This window comes from Salinicola salarius, from assembly GCF_003206135.1.
Lineage (GTDB): Bacteria > Pseudomonadota > Gammaproteobacteria > Pseudomonadales > Halomonadaceae > Salinicola > Salinicola salarius.
On record NZ_PZJT01000006.1, the window covers coordinates 474,843 to 494,387 of the forward strand.

Here is a 19,545-nt window from a genome sequence, read left to right on the forward strand (position 1 = left end):
GAAGATAGAACGCAGAAAGATACATCGACGGCACCGCCACTCTGTCAGGATTCGCCTTCGAATCCAGCGAGGGTGACGGCGCCGTTTCCGGAACGATCCCATCCTCCAACACATCTCGATCCACCCTCTTCTCTCTTCTCTCTTCCCACCTCCGCTTTTTCAATATGCGACGCCGGTTTATCGATTGGTTCCCGCTCGCAGGAAGACACTTGCCTCGCGAGTGACGATAGCGTTGGATGGAAGTCTTCATTTCCAGTCATCGAGTTCGCCATGACAATGTCCCTGGTCTCTCCCGACGATATCCGCAGCGCCTTCTCGCAAGCCATGTCCGACATGTACCGCCAGGAAGTGCCGCAATACGGCGATCTACTGGAACTGGTCGCCAACATCAACCGCGAGACGCTGACAGCGGACCCGGCACTGGCCGCCCGGCTCGATGCTCAGAACGAAACGTCGCGCCTGGATGTCGAACGCCACGGGGCGATTCGCGTCGGCACCGCCGAGGAGCTGTCGACGCTGAGGCGGGTCTTCGCGTTGATGGGCATGTTCCCGGTGAGCTATTACGACCTGTCGGAAGCGGGCGTGCCGGTTCACTCCACCGCCTTCCGCCCCATCGACGAGGATTCGCTCCGGCGCAATCCTTTCCGCGTCTTCACGTCGCTGTTGCGCCTGGAGCTGATCGAGAACGACGACCTGCGCCGCCAGGCCGCCTCGATCCTTGCCGAACGCGACATCTTCACGCCGGCGGCCCGCGAGCTGATCGAACTCGGCGAGCGCCAGGGCGGCTTCGACCGCGACCAGGCCGAGCGCTTCGTGACCGAGATCCTCGAAACCTTCCGCTGGCACCGCGACGCGACCGTCGATCACGAGACTTACCAGGCGCTGCACGACGCCCATCGCCTGATCGCCGACGTGGTCTGCTTTCGCGGCCCGCATATCAATCATCTCACCCCGCGCACGCTGGATATCGATGCCGCCCAGGCTGCCATGCCCGACTACGGAATCACGCCCAAGGCCGTCATCGAAGGCCCACCCAAGCGCGAGTGGCCCATTCTGCTACGCCAGACCAGCTTCAAGGCACTGGAAGAGCCGGTGCGCTTCGCCGGCAGCGATGGCGGCACCCATACCGCTCGCTTTGGCGAGATCGAGCAGCGCGGCATGGCGCTGACGCCCAAGGGGCGCGCGCTGTACGATGAATTGCTGGCCAACTCCCGCCAGGCGCCGCCCGCCGCCGACAATCTCGCCCACCAGCGCCAATTGAGCGAGTACTTCACGGCATTCCCGGATGACCTGGACGCGCTGCAGCGTGACGCGCTGGCCTACTTCCATTACGCGATCAGCGAGAGCGGCCGCCAACGCCTGGCCGACGGCGAGCCAGCCCCGGCCTCGCTGGACGAGGCCCTGGCAGCAGACTGGATCGACGCCACGCCGATCACCTACGAGGATTTTCTGCCGGTCAGCGCCGCCGGCATCTTCCAGTCGAATCTCGGCGATGCCCGACACCAGGCGTATGCCAATGAATCCAATCAGGGCGCCTTCGAGCTCGCCCTCGGCCGGCCGGTTCACGACGAGTTCGAACTCTACGGCCGGTTGCAGGAGGACTCTCTGGCTCGCGTGCGGCAGCAGTTGGGTATCTAGACACGGAGTTCGAGCCCCAATCGCGCCGCAAGCAGATATGCCCGGGCGCCAGAGTATTTCAGAGAGGGAAGTGGAATGCCGCAAACGGAGCGACAAGACAACGACAAGACGACCCCCATCGTCATTGTTACCGGCGGTTCTCGCGGCATCGGCGCCAGCCTGGTCGATCGCCTGCATCGCGAGGGCTTTGGCGTGCTCTTCACCCACGCCCAATCCCCACAGGAAGCGGAAACCCTGGAGCAAACTTTCTCTGATGACGGCCCGGTGGTCCGCGGCTTGCAGTGCGACGTTGCGAACCCCGACGCATCAACATGTATTTTCGATGCGGCCGAAGCGCTCGGCGATCCCGTGGCACTGGTCAACAACGCGGGTATCACGGGCGGCCTGGGACCTCTGGCCGAACTCGGAGACAACGAACTGGACCGGGTCATCGCGGTCAATCTCGCGGCGCCAGCCAGGCTATGCCGTGAGGCAGCGCGACGCTGGCAGAATCACGCCAGCCGCAAATCCATCGTCAACGTATCGTCGGTCGCCGCCCGGACAGGATCGCCCAACGAGTATGTCGTCTACGCGGCAACCAAGGCGGGTCTGGAAGCACTCACACGGGGTCTGGCCAAAGAGCTGGCGGGAGCGAACATTCTCGTCAATGCGGTTTCGCCCGGTACGACCGATACCACGCTTCATGCCCGCTCGGGTGAGCCGGATCGGGCCAAGCGCATCGCCGAGAAGATACCGCTCGGCCGCGCCGGTCAACCCGACGAAATCGCCAACGCCATCGCATGGCTGCTTTCGACGGAGACGAGCTATATCACGGGCTCGGTGATCGAGGTAACCGGCGGGCTCTAGCATCGGACAGGCATGAAGGTCGTATGGACACATGCTCTTGTCGTGGAGAGTGAATCGCGTTCCGGTCAGTCAGCCTAGGCTGAAGTTCCTTCTTCAGCCGTGTGAGGCTCGGACAGTGCATTCATCCAATAACAATGATCATGACATCTCATCCGCTTCGACCGACGTCGATCTCTCCACGCTACGCAAGGTAATCGCGGCTTCGGCGATCGGCAATTTCGTCGAGTGGTTCGATTTTGCCGTCTACGGCTTTCTGGCCGTGGTCATATCGCAGCATTTCTTCCCGCCGGGGGACGATTCCCTGGCGCTACTGCAGACATTCGCCGTATTCGCGGTCTCGTTCGCCCTGCGCCCGCTGGGCGGCATCTTCTTCGGCATGCTCGGCGACAGGATCGGACGCAAGCGCATTCTGGCGGTGACCGTCCTGCTGATGGCCGGAGCCACGACGCTGATCGGCATCCTGCCGACCTATGCAAGCGTCGGCCTGTTCGCCCCGCTGGCACTGGCGCTGGCTCGCTGCGTTCAAGGCTTCTCCGCCGGCGGTGAGTATGCCGGTGCCTGCGCCTTCGTGATGGAACACGCGCCCACCCATCGCAAGGCGCGCTATGGCAGTTTCGTCCCGGTTTCGACCTTTCTGGCCTTCGCTACGGCCGCGGCATTGACCTTCGTCATCAGTGCCCTGCTGTCAGAGGAAGCTCTGAATGCCTGGGGCTGGCGCGTACCGTTTCTGATCGCCGCACCACTGGGACTGGTCGGGCTCTACATGCGTTTGCGTCTGGACGAATCTCCCGCCTTCCAGGCCCTGAAAGCGCAACACGCCGTTCCGCAGGCACCATTGAAGGAAACCGTGCGCACGCATGGCACGACCATCGTCAGCCTGAGCGCGTTCATCTCGGTCACGGCGCTATCGTTCTATATGTTCACCACCTACTTCACGACCTACATGCAGGTTGTCGGGAGCGCCTCGCGGACCACCGCCCTTCTGGCCAGCCTCGGCGCGCTGATCTTCGCGGCGGCGTTGTGCCCGTTCGTCGGCCGTTATGCCGACCGTGTCGGACGGCGCCGAACGATACTGACGGCGGGGATCTGTCTGATCGCTGCTGTATTTCCCGCCTATACGCTGGCCGGCAGCGGAGAATGGTGGGCATCGCTGATCGGCGCGATGCTGATGGCGGTGGGCGCGGTGATCTGCGGCGTAGTCACGGCGGTCCTGCTGTCGGAGCAGTTCCCGACACGCGTGCGCTACACCGCCTCGGCGCTCTGCTACAACGTCTCCTACACGATCTTCGGCGGCACGGCACCGCTGGTCGCGACGTGGTTGATCGAGCGTACCGGCAACAACCTGTCGCCGGCGATCTACCTGATCGCAATCACGCTGCTGGCGATGTGGGGTGGTCTGCGCCTGCCGGAATCCGCCCATCGTGCCTTGAACGCCGACGAATCCGAATGGCAGCGCGCGCCGAAATCCGCCGCCCAGCCGGCTCTCTAATACATCGGCAAGCCGCTCACGGCTGGCTGATCCATCGACAAGCCGCTCATGGCTGGCGGGCATAGACTCTGGCCCGCCAGTCGGCGACTTCGTAATCCGTGTCGAAATGGCAACCGCCATCGTAGACAGCGGCTTCCCGCGTTTCGCAGTACTGGGCAACCGCCTCCGGTGTAGGCTTGTGACCGCGCTCGACCCAGCGGTCGAGGGATTCCAGCGCAGCGGCATATTGCGGCGTGGAAAGCTTGCTGTGTCGAGCTTCGTCGGTATAGATCTGGACCAGCGAGTCGGCCGTGCCGCTATCCTGGCGTGCGCGCCGGTATAGCCATTCGTTCTCGACGAAGATGATCGGGTCGTCGATGGCGTGCATGGTCACGGTGGGGATGTCGGTATTCCCGCTCAGCCCCGCATCCGCGCCAAGCTTCTCGACCGCCCGGGCATCCTCGTCGAAGCGGGAGATCCCCTTGTTGAGCGCCTCGTCGTTGCTCGAGCCCCGGTAGCGTACGTTGCGGTTGGAGAACGGGCTCGCGCCACCGAGACGCTGCTCGACCATGTCCTGAAACAGAAACGTCGACCAGCGCATGTGCGCCTTCAACGTGCCGGGCGGAATCCGCACGACATCGACGATATTGTTCAGCGTCTGCTGCTGGATGAGCGTGCGCTGCTCCGCCGGCAGGCCGGCGCCGGTACAGGCGTCGACCCGGGCATTGAGTTCCTCCGGCGTCATCTCGGCGCCTTTGGGCAGCCCTTCCCAGAGCGGGTATTGCGTTTCGTCAGGATAGGGGTGATTGGCGCAGTAGTACTGGTAGACGGCGCGGAGATCGGCGCGAAACTGATAGGCCTGGGTACCGCCCCCGAGCACGCCGCTGGTGAGCAGCGCCCCATCGTAGCGATGGTGGCCATTGTCGTCCGTTCCGTAGAGCTCCATCGCCTTGGCGGCCACGTTACCGCCCCAGGACTGCCCGTGCAGGTAGATGCGTTCGGGCTGGCCGAAACGCTCGACGAACAGCCGTCGCAGATAGTCGGTGTCTTCGGCCGCCATGCGCACACCATATCCGCCACGCCGATAACTGGAGCCTGCCCAGGCGTAACCCTCGCGAACCATGACGTCATACTGACGCAGGTCGATATCGAGAGGATCGTCGGGTTGCGGGGCATTGGGGCGCGGCCCGCCATGACTGTGCAGAACCAGTTTGTGATTCCAGTCGTCGGGAATCGCGATCCAGTAGTAGGCGCCGTGAGTATCCTGGCCGGTGAAACATCGGGTGGCGGTCGGCAGCCAGTCGGGACAATCGGCCTGGTTCATTGAATCGGCATCCCGGGAAAGCTCGTCGGCCTGTAGCGGATGGCAATATCCCGCCAGCAGGCCGATGACCAGCAATCCTTGCCGCCAGGTGGGAGTTGGCTTCGGCACGCTTGGGCCCTCGTCGGTTTTGGCACGGAATGCCGTTACGACTGACCTCGCTGCCAAATGTTCCTCAGGCGGCGATGCCCGTTTACGCTTGGGAATCGGAGGGCGGCACGCCGGAATCGCGCTGGAAGTAGCGATGCCCGCAAGCGTGACAGGCGTCCAGACGGGCCACCTGATCGAGCATCACGCCAGCCCCGCAGTGAACACAGCTCATGCGCCCGGGCAGGGCCACTTCCCCGGCGGTATAGTCGGCCCGGGCCGCTTCGAGATCGTCGTCGAAGCGTTCGCGGTCGATGGTGGTGCGATCGGCGATCGAGAACAGCGCTTCGCTGACTCGTCGCGAGAGTACGTCGAGATCGATCCCCAGCCAGGTCGCGACGCCTTCGCCGCCCTTGGCCAGAAACTGACGAAAATCGCGCATGTCCCGCTCGACCCAGGCTCGCAGCAGCGCCACCTCGTCCTTGGTGAACTCCTCGAATTCGGCTTCGAATGCCACCGCCTCGTCGAGTTCCTTCTGAAAACTCTCCCAGGAGAGCTCCCCGCCGCCGTCCTTCAATCGGGTCAGAATGCGCTCGTACGCTTCGCTGAGACGGGAACGCGCCTCGGGTCGTGACTGTTGCTCATCCATGGCTATTCCCCTTGTCGTTACTGATCGAGTCGTTGCCGATCGAGTTGCTGCTGGTCGATTTGCCTGGCTTTCATTGCCCGGCCCTTCCCGACGAACCCTGCGCACCGTGCCTTGTCTGTCAGGCGCCCTATTCGCCCAAAATCCACCCCGCCAGCGCCAGGCTCTTACTTGCGACGATGGGTCTGGGGTATGCTTGTGGGCCTGAAAAATCAAGCCGACCCCGCGCTTTTCGTCTGTGATGAGTATAGCTTTTTGCGGGGACTCTGGCGCTCCCATACGCTGAACGCAAGGTGCCTGACCAAACCGATGGACGCACAGTACAACCCGCAAGCGATTGAAAACGCCGCCCAGCAATACTGGAACCAGCACCAGAGCTTCAAGGCCGTCGAGGATGCGACGCGCGAGAAGTTCTACTGCCTGTCGATGTTCCCCTATCCCAGCGGCAAGCTGCATATGGGCCATGTGCGCAACTACACCATCGGTGACGTGGTCACACGTTTCCAGCGCATGCAGGGCAAGAACGTGCTGCAGCCGATGGGCTGGGACGCCTTCGGGATGCCGGCCGAGAACGCCGCCATCAAGAATCGGGTGGCGCCCGGCAAGTGGACCTACGAGAACATCGACTACATGCGCGGCCAGCTCAAGGCGCTAGGGTTCGCCTACGACTGGAATCGTGAATTCGCCACCTGCGATGTCGATTACTACCGCTGGGAGCAGTGGTTCTTCGCCAAGCTGGTCGAGAAAGGCGTCGTCTACAAGAAGATGTCGACGGTCAACTGGGATCCTGTCGACCAGACCGTGCTCGCCAACGAACAGGTCATCGATGGCCGCGGCTGGCGTTCCGGCGCGCGGGTCGAGCGCAAGGAGATCCCGCTGTGGTTCCTCAAGATCACCGACTACGCCGATGAGCTGCTGGCCGATCTCGACAAGGTCGAGTGGCCCGAGCAGGTCAAGACCATGCAGCGCAACTGGATCGGCAAGTCCCGCGGCGTCGAGCTGAGCTTCGACGTCAAGGATCATGCCGAGCGCCTCGACGTCTACACCACGCGCCCGGATACCCTGTTCGGGGTCACCTACGTCGCGGTGGCAGCCGGTCATCCGCTGGCCAAGCAGGCCGCCGAACAGGATCCGGCCATGGCCGAATTCCTGATCGAATGCCAGCAAGGCGGCAATTCCGAAGCCGAGCTGGCGACCATGGAGAAACGCGGCCGCGACACTGGCTATCGCGCCATTCATCCGCTGACCGGTCAGGAAGTGCCGATCTTCGTCGCCAACTTCGTGCTGATGGAGTACGGCACCGGCGCCGTGATGGCCGTACCTGCCCACGATCAGCGCGACTGGGAGTTCGCCACCAAGTACGAACTGCCGATCCAGCCCGTGATCGCCGATGCCGAAGGCAACGCGCCGGATCTCTCCGGCGGCGCCTACGTCGAGCACGGCAAGCTGATTCACTCCGGCGAATTCGATGGCCTCGAGTTCGAAGCCGCGTTCGATGCGATCGCCGCCAGGCTCGAATCCCAGGGTCGCGGCAAGATCAAGATCAACTATCGTCTGCGCGACTGGGGTGTCGCTCGCCAGCGCTACTGGGGCGCGCCGATCCCGATCAAGTATGGCCCGGAAGGCCAGACCGTTCCGCTCACCGACGATGAACTGCCGGTCGCCCTGCCGCAGGAAGTCGAGGTCGACGCCTCGGGTTCACCGCTCAAGAAGATGCCGGCGTTCTACGACCTGGGCGACGGCTGGACCCGTGAAACCGATACCTTCGACACCTTCATGGAGTCCTCCTGGTACTACGCCCGTTTCTGCTGCGCCGACAACCCGGAGGCGATGCTCGACGATCGCGCCAACTACTGGCTGCCGGTGGATCTCTACATCGGCGGTATCGAGCACGCCATTCTGCACCTGCTCTACGCCCGCTTCTTCCACAAGCTGATGCGTGACGAAGGCCTGGTGAACGGCGACGAGCCGTTCCAGCGCCTGCTCACCCAGGGCATGGTCATCGCCGAGACCTTCTATCGCGAAACGGAAAACGGCGGCAAGGAGTGGTTCAACCCGGCCGACGTGGAAGTCGAGCGCGACGACAAGGGGCGCCCGACCAGTGCCAAACTGATCAGCGACGGGCAGCCGGTCGAGATGGGCGGCATCGAGAAGATGTCCAAGTCGAAGAACAACGGCGTCGACCCGCAGGCGATGATCGATCGCTTCGGCGCCGATACCGTGCGCCTGTTCATGATGTTCGCCGCGCCGCCGGAACAATCCCTGGAATGGTCGGATTCCGGCGTCGAGGGCTCGCATCGCTTCCTCAAGCGGCTCTGGAAGCTGGTTGCCGATCATGTCGCGGCGGGAACGCCGGCGTCGCTCGATGTGAACGCGCTCGACGATACGCAAAAGGATCTGCGCCGCAAGACACACGAGACCATTGCCAAGGCCGGCGACGACATCGGACGTCGTACCACGTTCAATACCGCTATTGCCGCGGTGATGGAGCTGACCAACGCGCTGGGCCGTTTCGACGATACCTCGCCGCAGGGTCTCGCCGTCAGTCGCGAAGCCATCGAAGCCTGCGTCCTGCTGCTGGCGCCGATCACCCCGCACGCTTGCCATGCGCTGTGGCAGGCACTGGGCCATCAGGAGCCGGTCATCGACGCGGCCTGGCCGACGGTGGACAAAGACGCACTAGTCAAGGCCAGCATCGAGATGGTGGTGCAGGTCAACGGCAAGCTGCGTGCCCGCCTGGACGTACCCGCAGAGGCCGACAAGGCCGCGGTAGAGTCCCTCGCCCTGGCGGAGGAGAACGTGCAGCGCCATATCGAAGGCAAGAGCGTGCGCAAGGTCATCGTCGTTCCCGGCAAGCTGGTCAATATCGTCGCCAACTGAGCCGTTGCCATCTGAAACGTTGCCACCTGGAACCTTGCCAAGCGGCAACGTTCGATATCGGACCCATCCGGCACTGCGAAAGCGGTGCCGTCATGTAAAAAGGAGCTTCTCATGATGCGTCGCACCGTTCTGGCCGGCCTGATGGCCGTGTCATTGACTGCCTTGGCCGGCTGCGGCTTCCAGCTCCGTGGCCTGAATCAGCCGACCCTGGCTATCCCGGAGCTGAATCTCAACGCCAACGTCTCGCCGTTCAGCGAGGAGGTTCGTCGCGCGCTGGAGAATGCCGGCACCCGTATCAGCGAAACGGCGGACATCCGCGTCAATCTCGGCGACGAGCGGATCAGCGAGAATCGGCTGACGCGTTCCGATTCCGGCAGCCGCGAAACCGAAGTCACGCTGACGGCCCCGTTCTCCGTCCAGCGCGAGTCGGACGATGCCTATCTGCTGAATCAGCAACAGCTGGAAGCGTCGACGACGGTACTGCTGTCGACGGACGACATCTATTCCGGTGAAGAAGTGCGCACGGAGGCCATCCGGCAGTTGCGTCGAGACGCGGCGACCCAACTGATCGATCGACTGGATGCGCTCGAGACGCCATGAAGGTATTTCCCGACAAGCTGGAAGACGCGCTCAAGAAACGTCTGCCGCCGGTGGTGATGGTGGCAGGCGACGAGCCGCTGATTCATCTCGAGGCTTGCGATGCCGTGCGTCGGGTTGCCCGCGAGCGTGGCATCGAGGAGCGCGAGGTCATGCATGTGGAGTCCGGCTTTCAGTGGACTCAACTGCTGGAATCGGCGTCCAGCCTGTCGCTGTTCGCGTCGAGCAAGCTGATCGAAGTCCGGCTGGGCGGGCAATCGCCCGGCCAGGATGGCGGCAAGGCTCTCGAGGCTTATGCCGAACAGGCCGGCGACAGCGACAACGTGCTGCTGCTGTCCAGCCAGCGCCTGGACCGCAAGGCGCAGTCGAGCAAATGGTTCAAGACGCTGGACAAGCTGGGCGTGTTCGTCCCGGTGTGGCCAGTGGATCACCAGCGCCTGGGCTTCTGGATGCGTGACCGGGCCAATCGCTATGGCTTCACCATGGACATGGACGCGGCCCGACTTCTCGGCGAGCGCACCGAGGGCAACCTGCTGGCAGCCGACCAGGAGCTGCAGAAACTGGCGCTGCTGATGCCGCCCAACGCCCGCCTCGATGTCAGCGCCATCGCCAACGGGGTCGAAAGTAGTGCGCGTTACGATGTCTTCACGCTCACGGATGCCTGCCTGAAAGGCGACCGTGATCGAGTCGCGCGGATCGTGCGCGGCTTGCGTCAGGAAGGTGTCGAAGCGCCGGTCATTCTGTGGGCACTGACCCGCGAGCTGCGTACGCTGCTGTCGATCTTCCAGCATCTCGACCAGGGTCAGAGTCTGGAACACGCCTGCAAGGCGCAGCGGCCGATGATTCCGGAAAAGCGCCGTCCCGGTTATCAGCAGGCACTCAAGCGACTCCCCCAGCGTCGTCTGCACAAGCTGCTGCTGTTCGCACAGCGCATCGATCTGGCCATCAAGGGTGCCGTCGCCCTGCCGGTGTGGGATTGCCTGCAGGATCTCGCCCTCACGCTGGCCGGCGGTCGCGGTTTGCTGGCGGAAATGCCTTACGCCTACCGTACCGCTTGACGTCTTTTACCGGACGTCTTTGCCGGCGTCTCTGCCGGCCTTCTCAGCCAGCGTGAAACGAAGCCGAATTTGACCTCCCCACGGCACATCCATATAGTTGACTATCTCAACTATCCAGCAATGTACGTCACAGGCTCCATGTCCCGCCCTTACTCCTTTGCCTTGCCGCTCGTGTTAGCCATCACCATGGCGCTCGGGCCGTTGTCGATCGATGCCTACCTCCCCGCTTTCCCGGCCATGGCCGATGCGATGGGGGTCGGCATTGGTGACGTGTCGAGGAGCCTCTCGGTCTATATCTTCGGTCTCGCCATCGGGCAACTGGTCGGTGGTCCGCTATCGGATCGCGTGGGGCGATCCCGCGTCATGTATGCGGGGCTGGCTATTTTCATCGCGGCCGCCCTGGGCATTACCCAGGTCGATGACCTGAACCTGCTGCTGATGCTGCGTGGCCTGCAGGCCTTCGGTGCTGGCTGGATCATGGTGCTGGTGCCGGCGCTGGTGCGAGACCAGGTCAGGGGGCGCGAAGCGGCCAAACTGTTCAGCATGATCGGGCTGATCATGGTGGTAGCTCCCGGTGTCGCGCCCAGCATCGGTAGCGCCCTACTGGCGCTTGGCGGCTGGCACGCGATTTTCTGGTTCCTCGCCATCTACGCGCTCGGCGTGATTCCGTTGCAGGCTCGCGTGGTGCTGCGCCACGCCAGGCCCACCGCCAAGGCCCATCATGAAGACTCGCTGCTGACCCGTTACCGTTTCGTTCTGGCGACCCGGGCCGCGCTTCCTTTCATTGCCCTGCAGGCCTTTGCCTTCTCGGTCATGATGCTGTTCATCACTCACGCATCCTTCATCTATCAGGCCCATTTCGGTCAGTCGGAGAGCGCCTTCTCGCTGATGTTCGGCGCCAATATCCTGGTCATGCTGCTGGTCAACCTGACCAACCGCGCCGTTCTCCACCGGTTCACGTCGCGACAGATTCTGATTACCTGCCTATGCGTGCAGTTCACCGGTGTCCTGCTGCTATCACTGATGACCTGGCTGGAGGTTTCCGTCTGGCTGTTCCTGCCGGCCATGATGTTGACCATTGGCGCCCAGGGCGCCGTCGTGCCCAACAACCAGGCCTGCTTCATGGAATACTTCGAACGCCATGGCGGCACTGCGGCCTCTCTGCTCGGTGCCTGCCAGTTCGGGGTTGCCGGCACGCTGAGTGCGCTATCGACCCTGCTGCCGGAAACGTTGGGCTGGGTCATCGCCTCGATGTTTCTCTGCTCGCTCGTCTGCATGGGTGTCATCGTCGGCGCACTGCGTCCACACCGGGCTCGCTGAACCGACCTGAACAGCCGTGAACATCACGCCTGCGGCAGGACGTAAAAAAGCCGGGCGACGCCGCCCGGCTTAACGATGGACAAGCTGAAGGGATGTCTAGGCGGAAGGAAACCTAGGCGACGCTGGCGGTGTCCGGGTTATCGTCGACCCCGGCCACGGCAACCTCGTCACTGTCCACGAAGAGATCCTCGAAGGCCTGCATCAGGCTGGCGTTCTCGTCGATCGAGGCGATCATCGAGAACAGCGATGTCATGGGCGTCGCCGTCGCACTGGCTTCCGGTGTCAGCGTGAACGACTGCAGGTTCATTGCCCCGCCGTTGAACGTCAGCCGCAGCGTCTGCTCGCCCGCCGCCAGATCGAGTTCGATACCCTCGTTGACCTGGTAGTTGTTCCAGCCACCGGTATTGGTGACGGATTGCGGCGCAGCGCTGGTGTAGGTGGCGCCATCCTGCTCAACGCTGGCCGTGACGGTGCGACCGTTGGACATCGCGGCAGCGGCGAACGACAGCTGATAGGTGCCCGCCTGGGCGACATCGATGGTGTACTCCACCCATTCGCCGTCGGCGATCGAGCCGATCGAGTTGCCGTTGTCGCGTAGATCGACGCCTTCGTTCCTCGTGTTGACGCCCAGCTGTTCCTCGCTGCTGTCATGGTAGGCGACTTCCGCCCCACCCTCGTCGTAGAGCCCGGCATTCAGCGTCAGCCCACCGTCCACCGCCCAGGGCGTGCTGGAAGCGTTGAATGCCGATTGAGCGGCAGGTGCCAGACTGAAGGACTCCAGATTCTGCGAGCCACCGTTGAAGGTCAGCCGCAAGGTCTGCGTCCCCGCCTCCAGGGCCACGTGCTGGCTGTCGGTTGCCTCGAAGGTATTCCAGCCGCCGGTATAGTCGACGCCGATGGTCACGACTTCGTAGACGCCGGCGCCGTTATCGAACGTGGCCGTGATCGAACGGGCACTACCCGTCTGCGCACCCAGCGCGGACAGGAACGAGAGATCGTAGACGCCGGCCTGATCGACCTCGAGCGTGTATTCGACCCATTCCCCGTCCTCGATCCAGCCGATGGCGTCACCATTGCCGCGAATGTCCACTCCGCCCTCGCGGAAGCTGGTGCCCAGCTGGGTTTCGCTGGAGTCCTCGTAGGTCAGATAGGGCGCGCCCTCGTCGAACAGCGCCGCATCCAGCGTCAGGCCATCGTTATCCACGACCCACGGCGTTGCCGAATCGTTGAACGGGGTGCGTGCCGCCGGCTCGATACCTTCGACCAGGAAAACGTTGTCGTTGTAGTCGTAGTTGATGCCGGTGTAATCCATGACCACGAAGTAGGTGTTGGCGATGGCGTTTCCGGCGGTGTCGTAAGCCTGGAAGACACGCACGGTATGGCCGCGCTCGATACCCGCATCCTCGGCCGGGGGCGTACTGCCGCCGGAAGGATTCAGCGACGGATCGGTGGAGAGATTGGCGATCGAGATGCCGAAGATGTCGTCGCCGGCCCAGCTGTCGGGTATCCGCCCACGAGTGAAGGACGCCGTTGCATAGTCGCCGTTGGCGACTTGCGGCAGGAACGACTGGCTATAGAGGCTGTCGTGATTGCTCAGCGATGCGCGCGCCGCCTTGTCGCCCGGGGCATGCAGCGCCAGCAGCGCGCCACTGTACCCGTGCAAGGCCGCCAGTTGGGTGACTGTGGCCGACTCGACGCCGTCGGCGATCTGCCAGTAGCGCGACAGCACTTCCTGGTCGTTGGCCGCTCGGTAGAGATCGAAATCCTGCAGCACGGAGCTGCCACCACCGTCCAGCGTCGACAGGCCATCGATGTGATTGCCGAAGCCGAACACTTGCCAGATCTCGTTGAGGTTAGGCTCCCAGCCCCCTTCGTCCCGCGCCTGCCAGAAGCCGGCCAACTGGATCTCCGTCACCGGCTGATCGGCATCGTTGGAGACGATCGTCATGGTGCCTTCGAAGACGCCACTGGCTGCGTTACTGGTCGGCGGTGTATAGGCGTCCCGGTTGAACAGTACGCCAACCTCGATGGATTCGCCGGGCGCCAGCCTCAGGTCATCGAGGGCATCCGCGTCCGCCAGCATGAACGGGCCGCTCAACGTCACGCTGCTGACCGACAGATCACCCGTGCCGTTATTGGTGATGACGACCGACCCGCTGTCCTTGTACTCGCGCGGCACCGGGGAAGAGCTGGTCGCATCGTTGTCTTCGAGATAATTGAAAGCGATGCGGTCGCTGAAGTAGGCCGGATCGGTACTGACAACGCTGATGTTGCCGTCGGAGACGACCGTGACGGGCTCGTCCGACACTTCCAGCGAGTCGATATCGGGCCCGACACCATTGGGCGCGATGACCGTGACGGTGTTACTGCCCGCCGCCAGCGTCACTTCCACCGTCTGGTAGACCCAGTCGCTCACCGTCTGGCTCTGGGCAGGGAAGTTGACCGTCGGATAACTGACCCCGTTGATCGTCAGCGCCATGGGGCGGTCGGCCTTGCCACTGGTCAACGAGTAGCGGAATGCGATTTCATAGACACCGCTCTGATCGACGTCCACATCCCAGCTAAGGCTCTGGTCGCCGCTGCCGACGAAATCGACGAAGCCTTCGCCCGAGGCGTCACGATCGGTCTGAGAGGAAGGAATGACGACGGCGCCGCCCTCGATGACCGCAGCCTCTGCTTCGTAGACGGCATAACCCGGCGTCGTGTCCTCGACCAGTACCTGCAACTGATCGATATTCGGCCCCGTGTTGCTGGTCGACTGCAGTCGGATCGTATTGGCGCCGGCGATCAGCTCGGCCGGAATATCCAGTGTCTGCCACGTATTCCATGCGGCATTGCCACTGACACCGACCGGCGGCGCGAAACCATAGACGCCGATGCTGACATCGTTGACGAAGACTTCCAGCGGCCGGTTGGCCGTGCCCCCGTTGGCGTAGCGAATCCGAAGTACGGCATCGCCAGCGTCGGCCGCACTCATGTCGACGTTGAAAGTGATGAAATCCGCCGTGGTCGCGCCAAAGTCGGCGTAGCCGCCAATCACACCATCGCTGTCGTTGGTGTTGCCGTCGAGCCCGTAGGCGCCGGGACGCACGCCGTACTCCGATCCGACATCGGTGGGCTCGGGGTTGTCGCCGTCTCGGATCACGATCTGAGCGCCGGCCCCGGAAGCGATGATCGCCTGGGACTCGTCTTCGGCCTGGATAGTGGCAATAGTAGTCAAGTCGGCATCTCCTTCTCCGGGGTCAATGATATCGCCAGGCACCGGATCCAGCCGGACGACCTGGCTCTCGCCCGTGCTGCGATTGAGCGTTATCAGATAGAGCTGGCCGGTCAGCGGATTCTCGATGATATCCAGGGGATCGACATAGGAGATGACATTACCGTCGACGTCACGCAGCACGTTATCGTTCGAGACGTTGCCCTCCTCGTCCAGCGTGATCCAACGGATATCGTCACCGCCGGAGTACTCGACGAACAGCAAGCTGCCGTCCAGCGTCGCGCCGAAAACGTTGCTGGTATATTCGATGGCGCCGTTGGGTGAACGGTTGGTACCCAGGGAATACACATCGTCGATCGCGTAATTGCTGTCGGGGTTGGTACCTACCGCGTACTCGTCGGTCTCGTTGGTATCCTCGCCGGCGGTCGGATTCCCGCCGTTGAGGATATATTCGTCGTGCATCGGGTTGGGGTGGCCGTAGTAGCCCCCTTCCTCGACCTTGAATAGCCAGTCGTCCTCGATGCCCACGTTGATCAGCCCTTCGTTGTAGGCCGTCGAAGGATCGTCCGGCGTGACACCGCCGGCAGCCGAGCCGTTGGTGGGCGCGTACAGGCTGCCGTTGGAGTGCCATACCAGATCATAGGCGTTGCGAATGCCGGTGGCGTAGACCTTGAGGACGGCATCGGCCGCAAATGGATCGTAGTATTCGATCAATACGTTGCCGTCGGCATCCTGCATCGTCGCGGTGCCATCTTCCGCGAAGACCAGGTACTGGCCGCCACCCATGTCGATGGGGCCGTTCTTGAGGTCGCCGTCATCGTCTTCGTAGCGAGTGTTGGAACCATCGGTCGGCAACGGTTCGGTCGAGACGTCGAAGCCCCCCGCCGGCGCATCCCGATACGGATCGATTTCGAGTACCGCGGCGTTCAGCAGTCGCTCGGGACGGTTACCCCAGGCACTGTCGTCTCCACCCATCGCGGTGTTGGCCCCCTGCGAGACATACAGCAGATAAGGCGGCACGTCAGGGTTGGTCTCGGCGTCGTATTCGGGGTTGGCGTGGAACACCAGGCTGTTGGTGACATGGTCGCCGTTGGAACGCGGCAGCCCCGTGATATAGGTTTCCGCCAACCCGGAGAACGTGGCGTCGCTATCGTCGATCGTGACCTTGCTGACGCGTCCGCTGAATTCGGGTACGCCGTTGTCGCGTCCGGTCAGCGGAACCGGATAGTTGTCGGTCACCCATAGCACGTTGGGGTCGGTCGGATCGAAAGCGAGCCCCATGATGCCCCGAGCGCCCTCCTCGCTCTGGAAGTAGTCCAGCGCCAGCGTCTGCTCGTTGGACAGCGCCCCGGTGACCGGATCGACATCGAAGCGCTTGATCTCGCCGTTCATGGTCGAGACGTAGATCTTGCTGTAGTCCGGCGACATGGTGATGGAAGTAAACAGGTACGCTCCATCTTCGGCACCGTTCAGCTCCACCGTCGTGTCGAAGGCCACTTCGCTGTCCTGGACTTCCGGTTCGGCGCCGGTCACGAAGGTAGTGGTGAATTTCTGAAACTCGCGGGTGGGCGCGCTGGGATCGTCGTTGTCGCCGCGGTCCTGGAAGCCGTCGATCACCAGCGTGTAACTGGTGTACTCATCCAGCTCACCCACCGGCGATATGGTCAGCGAATCGAACCCGCCGGTGGTATTGATGTTGAACGCGACCTCTTCACCGGTAACGGTGTTGAAGAGCTTGACCGACCCGTCGTTGAGACTCTCCAGCAACGCACCGCCGCGGCCATCGACCACGGAGATACCGATGAAGATATCGGACGTGGGATCGATACCCACCGGTAGCGTACCGTCGTCCGACTGGAGATGGACCTCCACCTGCTGCTCGCCGACGCCGGCCACGGCCCGCGGATCGGTGAAATAGGCGTAATCCGCAGGCGCCTCGCGGTCATCGTTGGGCGTCAGGTCCGGCAGCGACTGGATCTCGATGTACTGGATTTCGGTGTTGGCGCTGTCGACACCGATCGAGTCGAGCGTCAGTCGGCCGTCGGTCACCTGGACGATTCGCGTCACCAGTGTCGAACGGTAGCCATCGCTGTCATCGGCCGGATTGCCGTCCGCCGGGAAGTCGTCCGGTCGCGCCGAGACAAACGGCGTATTGAAAGCCTCCCCTTCGGCATTGATGACGTTGACACTGTCATACGCGCCGCCGCTGTCGCCGATGGAGATCGTGACTTCGTAATAGCCATCCTCCAGCTCGATTTCCCAGCCGGCGCTTTGGCTATAGCCCGGCTTGTCGAAGCCGGCATAGGTCGCCTGCAACGGATCGACATCGGGCAACGCACTGCTGCGGTCACCGAGCGCGTTGGCATCCTGGCCGGCGATCGCCATCGGCGTCGTGCCGTTGGCGGTGCCGTCGGCGATCGAACCCTCCGTCACCCATCCATACTGGTAAGTCTGGCCATCCACCTGCAGCGACTGCTGCCCGAACGCCAGGCCGGTATCGGCAACATAGCCATCCGGCGTGGTCGCGCCGTTCGGCTGGAAGTTGATCTTGACCTCGAAGCGATCACCGGGCTCGACGACGGGATCGCCGCCGTCGTCAGGCAGCGTGTGGATCGACAGGCTGTCGATGTTGGGGCCGATATTGCCGATGTTGGCGAGCCGAACCACGTTGTCGCCGGCACCGAGCTCGATCTCGACGGTGGTTTCCGTCCAGTTCTCCCAGCCCGCGCTGCTCACCCCTGTTGATGGGAAATCGATCGTGCCCTGCGTATCACCGTCTACCGAAAGCGCCATCGGGCGATCGTTCGTGCCGCTGGCGGCGTAGCGAATCGTCAGCAGGTAGGTTCCCGCTTCCGCGACATTGACCGTGAAAGCTCCCGCATCCCCGGTCTGGGATCCCATATCCAGATATCCCGTACCGCTGAAATCGCCCCACAAACCATCAGCGCCGCCACCGCTCGGCTCCGGGTTGCTGGCATCGCGAACCACGGTATCGGCGGCGGAGGAGCCGTCGTCGATCGCCAGCGCTTCCCCCTCGATCGAGAATACCAGCGTGGGATCCGCCGGCAATGCCTCGACATAATCGAAGGAGATCTGGTCGATATTGGGACCGTTGGGTACGCCGCCCTGCGCCGTCGACGGCAGAGTCAACGTCAAGCTGTTGTCGTTTTCGGAGAGCGGTACCGAAACGCTGATCTCGCTCCAGTTGGTCCAGGATCCGGTCGGCGGAAACGAAACCAGGGTGGGCTCCGCGCCGTTGACGGAGAGCAGCAGCGGGCGATCGCCGGTCCCGCCATTGACGTAGCGAATCGTCGCGGTATAGACCCCGGTCTCCTCGGGAGAGACCTGGAAGGTGACCGCATCGCCGGCATCCGTGCCGAAATCGACGTAGCCACCGTCGATCGCGCCCGCTCGGACGACGCCCTGCGCGTCGGGATGTTCGCTGTCGACGACTCGCGTCAGGCCAGCGCTGCTCGTCGCCCCGCTGTCGGCGATGGAAACCAGCGCTGAGTCTTCGGCCTGAATGACCAGCGGCGCCGGCACGTCATCCACAGCGATCGCGGTCAGCGTCAGGCTGTCGATGTTCGGGCCGCCTCCCACGATATTCTCCAGCCGGATGACATTGGTGCCGCTGTCGAGCGTCAGGGTCAGTGTCGCGTGCTGCCAGGTCTCCCACCCCGCCGTCCCGGTACCGGTCGAGGGAAATGTCAGGGTGCCCTGATCGTTGCCATCGACCAGTACGGCCATCGGGCGGGAGGCGCCACTCGCGCTGCTGCCGGCATATCGCACATCGAGCTGATAGGTGCCGGCGGCTGCGACATCCACCTCGAAATAGGCCGCGTCCCCGATCTGCCCCCCCATGTCCACGTACCCGGTACCGCTCGATCCGTTCCACAAGCCATCGCTACCCGCGGCGGCGCTGGTCTCCGGGTTATCGGCATCGCGAACGACCGTATCGGCAGCCGAGCTACCGTCATCGGTCGTCAGTGATTCTCCCTGGAGAGTGAAGACATCGCCCGACCAGCCTTCGACGTTGACGACTTCGATATCGACCGACTGCTCGCTACCCGTCAACAGCTGACCGTTTGCATTCAGCGCATCCAGCATCAGATTGGTCAGACCTCGATCCAGATCCGCGGACAAGGTGAACCGATAAGGGCTTTCCGAAGCCACCTGCTCGCTCGGGTTGCCCGCGGAGTCGGTTACCGTCAGGGTGACAGCGGCAACGTCGCTGGCGGAAAAGCCGCTGCTGTCGATGGGCGCGACTTCCAGCCAGTAGTCCTCACCAAGAAAGTCACGAGTGATGGCAGCGCCCTGCGTCAATGTCTCGACGGTGTCCCCGGTCTGAGCATCGATGATGGATAGCGTGAACATGAATAGAGCCCCTACGCGTTATATGGTGGTTATGAAACGAGCGAGAATGACCGTCGCCCGTTCGGCGCTAACCGACACGATGCCGAGCTCCCG

The 19,545-nt window shown here is 63.0% G+C and carries 10 protein-coding genes; 7 read left to right on the forward strand and 3 right to left on the reverse strand.

Annotated elements, in window-relative coordinates:
• Window positions 1-270 precede the first annotated feature (270 nt).
• The 3 genes from hglS (at window position 271) to DOM32_RS08675 (ending at window position 3,973) form a co-directional block, all read left to right on the forward strand.
• On the forward strand, window positions 271-1,638 hold the full coding sequence (hglS, locus tag DOM32_RS08665) for a 2-oxoadipate dioxygenase/decarboxylase HglS (RefSeq protein ID WP_110633281.1): 1,368 nt from the start codon (window positions 271-273) through the stop codon (window positions 1,636-1,638).
• 75 nt (window positions 1,639-1,713) lie between these two features.
• Window positions 1,714-2,484, forward strand: coding sequence for an SDR family NAD(P)-dependent oxidoreductase (locus DOM32_RS08670; protein WP_071230369.1), 771 nt, complete (start codon window positions 1,714-1,716; stop codon window positions 2,482-2,484).
• 115 nt (window positions 2,485-2,599) lie between these two features.
• Window positions 2,600-3,973: an MFS transporter gene (locus tag DOM32_RS08675; protein WP_208625342.1), complete on the forward strand. Its 1,374-nt coding sequence runs from the start codon at window positions 2,600-2,602 to the stop codon at window positions 3,971-3,973.
• Window positions 3,974-4,019: 46 nt separating this feature from the next.
• Here DOM32_RS08675 and DOM32_RS08680 read toward each other — a convergent pair whose 3' ends face one another.
• A complete protein-coding gene (locus tag DOM32_RS08680; RefSeq protein WP_157957045.1) occupies window positions 4,020-5,384 on the reverse strand; it encodes an alpha/beta hydrolase family protein in 1,365 nt (454 codons plus the stop codon).
• A gap of 82 nt (window positions 5,385-5,466) precedes the next feature.
• On the reverse strand, window positions 5,467-6,009 hold the full coding sequence (locus DOM32_RS08685) for a zinc ribbon-containing protein (RefSeq protein ID WP_110633287.1): 543 nt from the start codon (window positions 6,007-6,009) through the stop codon (window positions 5,467-5,469).
• Between the two features lie 306 nt (window positions 6,010-6,315).
• Between DOM32_RS08685 and leuS the strand changes: the two genes are divergently transcribed.
• The 4 genes from leuS (at window position 6,316) to DOM32_RS08705 (ending at window position 11,861) form a co-directional block, all read left to right on the forward strand.
• Window positions 6,316-8,886: a leucine--tRNA ligase gene (leuS, locus tag DOM32_RS08690; RefSeq protein ID WP_110633289.1), complete on the forward strand. Its 2,571-nt coding sequence runs from the start codon at window positions 6,316-6,318 to the stop codon at window positions 8,884-8,886.
• A 111-nt stretch (window positions 8,887-8,997) separates the two neighbouring features.
• Window positions 8,998-9,486, forward strand: a complete 489-nt coding sequence (locus tag DOM32_RS08695) for an LPS-assembly lipoprotein LptE (RefSeq protein WP_110633292.1) — start codon at window positions 8,998-9,000, stop codon at window positions 9,484-9,486.
• The gene (gene holA / locus DOM32_RS08700; protein ID WP_071230364.1) at window positions 9,483-10,541 is read left to right on the forward strand and encodes a DNA polymerase III subunit delta; all 1,059 of its coding nucleotides are present in this window, start codon (window positions 9,483-9,485) and stop codon (window positions 10,539-10,541) included. Before DOM32_RS08695 ends, holA begins: the two co-directional genes overlap by 4 nt.
• 138 nt (window positions 10,542-10,679) lie before the next feature.
• Entirely contained in the window at window positions 10,680-11,861 is a 1,182-nt protein-coding gene (locus DOM32_RS08705) for a multidrug effflux MFS transporter (RefSeq protein WP_110633295.1), read from the forward strand.
• 112 nt (window positions 11,862-11,973) lie between these two features.
• On the opposite strand, the gene DOM32_RS08710 is transcribed toward DOM32_RS08705, so the two are convergent.
• Window positions 11,974-19,452, reverse strand: coding sequence for a carbohydrate-binding protein (locus DOM32_RS08710; protein ID WP_110633298.1), 7,479 nt, complete (start codon window positions 19,450-19,452; stop codon window positions 11,974-11,976).
• Window positions 19,453-19,545 lie beyond the last annotated feature (93 nt).

Bases quoted from the DNA above. Each gene is read 5' to 3' on its own strand.
- DOM32_RS08710 (WP_110633298.1), bottom strand. From the start codon at position 19,452: ATGTTCACGCTATCCATCATCGATGCTCAGACCGGGGACACCGTCGAG.
- DOM32_RS08695 (WP_110633292.1), top strand. From the start codon at position 8,998: ATGATGCGTCGCACCGTTCTGGCCGGCCTGATGGCCGTGTCATTGACT.
- holA (WP_071230364.1), top strand. From the start codon at position 9,483: ATGAAGGTATTTCCCGACAAGCTGGAAGACGCGCTCAAGAAACGTCTG.
- hglS (WP_110633281.1), top strand. From the start codon at position 271: ATGACAATGTCCCTGGTCTCTCCCGACGATATCCGCAGCGCCTTCTCG.
- DOM32_RS08685 (WP_110633287.1), bottom strand. From the start codon at position 6,009: ATGGATGAGCAACAGTCACGACCCGAGGCGCGTTCCCGTCTCAGCGAA.
- leuS (WP_110633289.1), top strand. From the start codon at position 6,316: ATGGACGCACAGTACAACCCGCAAGCGATTGAAAACGCCGCCCAGCAA.
- DOM32_RS08670 (WP_071230369.1), top strand. From the start codon at position 1,714: ATGCCGCAAACGGAGCGACAAGACAACGACAAGACGACCCCCATCGTC.
- DOM32_RS08705 (WP_110633295.1), top strand. From the start codon at position 10,680: ATGTCCCGCCCTTACTCCTTTGCCTTGCCGCTCGTGTTAGCCATCACC.